The sequence below is a fragment of the Streptomyces sp. NPDC054840 genome (assembly GCF_053611065.1).
In genome coordinates this window covers 1-1,966 of the sequence record NZ_JBSGZP010000992.1, presented here as the reverse complement: position 1 = coordinate 1,966, position 1,966 = coordinate 1, and the positions used below count along the sequence as shown (strand labels likewise).

Sequence of the window (1,966 nt, the reverse complement as noted above, 5' to 3'; positions counted from 1 at the left end):
CCACCCGCCGATGTCCCCGGTGCCCTCGGGCGAGCCGGTGCGCCTGGGCGGTTCGCCGGTGCCGATCGGGCCCGGTCCGCGCGCGAGCGTCGCGGCGCCGGCCGCGCACGCCTCGTCCGCCGCCGCGGACTCGGCGACCGGCTGGATCCGCCCGCCCGGCGGGTCGGTGGCCACCCCCTCGGCGGTGCAGCCCGTACCGAGCCCCGGCCCGTCCCCGGACAGCGGCCGCTGGCGGCCCTGGCGCTTCCGCATGTCCAACGAGGTCTGGGGCACGCCCACCGTCGCCGGGAACCTGCTCTACGTGACCTCCTTCGAGGTCCACGCGCTGGACGTGGCGAGCGGCCGGCGCCAGTTCAAGACCCGCGACGTCGCCTGGTCCATGGCCGTCGCCGACGGCCGGATCCACGCCTCCGACGGACCTTCCCTCTACGCACTCGACGCCGGTGACGGCTCCGAGCGGTGGCGGCTGTCCACCGACGCCTGGGTGTACGCGCTGCGTGCCGAACGCGGCACGGTCGTCACCGCCACCCGTGGCGGCGGAGTACAGGGCCGCGAGGCCTCCAACGGTCACAAACTGTGGGAGCTGACCGGAGCGCAGAGCGACTTCGAGACCCCGGAGGCGGCCCCCGTCCTCCACGACGGCACGGTGTACGTGTGGCAGGACGCCCGGCTGCGCGCCCTGGACGCCCGTACCGGCCGCGAGTCCTGGTCCTACCCGATCGGCGACGCGGCCGCGTGCGGGAACGTGCCCGTCCGGGTCACACCGGCCGCGGACGGCAATGTCTACGTCGCCGCCGGCACCCGGGTCATCTCGGTGGACCGGGCCTCCGGCCGGGTCCGCTGGCACTTCGAGGCCCCCGCGGTCTTCCTGGCGCCCCCGGCGTTCGCCCCGGGCGCGGCCGTCACGGGCGGCGGGGTCTACCTCGTCGACTACCTGGGTACGGTCTACGCCCTCGACGCGGCCACCGGCCACGACCGCTGGCGGATCGCGACGGAGGGACGGCAGTCCGCGGACCCGGTGGTGGTCGCGAACGGCAATGTCCACCTGGGCGCGGGCAGCGCGCTGTACACGCTCGACGCGGTCACCGGCACCCCGAAGTGGCGGTTCGCGGCGGGCGGCGAGATCACCGGCCTGCCGGCGGTCGCGGACGGCCGTGTGCACTTCGGTTCGGCGGACCACTGCCTGTACACGCTGGACGCGGCGGGCGGCCAGTTGCGCTGGAAGCTGGCCACGGGCGGCGAGATCACGGGCGCCCCGGTGGCGGACGCGGGCGTGGTCTACGCATGCAGCAAGGACCGCTGCGTGTACGCCCTCGACGCGGCGAAGGGTACGGGCACCCGTACGAGCGGTTGACCTGCCCGGAGGCGGGGCTGCGGCCCCGCCGCGTAGCGCACCGCACCGGGAGTGACAGGATGGACCCCATGAGCAACGTCTACTTCGACATCACCATCAACGGCGCCCCCGCCGGCCGCATCGTCTTCAACCTCTTCGACGAGGTCGTCCCGAAGACCGCGCAGAACTTCCGTGAGCTGTGCACCGGCCAGAACGGCTACGGCTACGCCGGCTCGGGCTTCCACCGCGTCATCCCCCAGTTCATGCTGCAGGGCGGTGACTTCACCAACCACAACGGCACCGGTGGCAAGAGCATCTACGGCGAGAAGTTCGAGGACGAGAACTTCAAGCTGAAGCACGACCGCCCCTACCTGCTGTCGATGGCGAACGCGGGCCGCAACACCAACGGCTCGCAGTTCTTCATCACCACCGTGGTCACCTCGTGGCTCGACGGCAAGCACGTCGTCTTCGGCGAGGTCGTCTCGGGCCAGGAGCTCGTCGACCAGATCGAGGCCCTGGGCTCCCAGTCCGGCGCCCCCAAGGGCAAGGTCGAGATCGCGGCCTCCGGCGTCGTCGACGCCGCCTGATCCCCACCCGCCGGACCGGTCGGTCGGCCCCGCCCCTCCGGGGGAC

2 protein-coding genes are annotated in these 1,966 nt (G+C 73.3%); both read left to right on the top strand.

Features of this window, described 5'->3' with window-relative positions:
- The coding region (locus ACWGIU_RS36775; protein ID WP_453712417.1) for a PQQ-binding-like beta-propeller repeat protein at positions 1 to 1,354 on the top strand (1,354 nt) is incomplete at its 5' end.
- Between the two features lie 68 nt (positions 1,355 to 1,422).
- Entirely contained in the window at positions 1,423 to 1,920 is a 498-nt protein-coding gene (locus ACWGIU_RS36770) for a peptidylprolyl isomerase (RefSeq protein ID WP_030009707.1), read from the top strand.
- The last annotated feature ends 46 nt before the right edge of the window (positions 1,921 to 1,966 follow it).

What these genes read in the sequence shown, in the direction of transcription:
- ACWGIU_RS36770 (WP_030009707.1), top strand. Translation starts at nt 1,423, where the DNA reads ATGAGCAACGTCTACTTCGACATCACCATCAACGGCGCCCCCGCCGGC.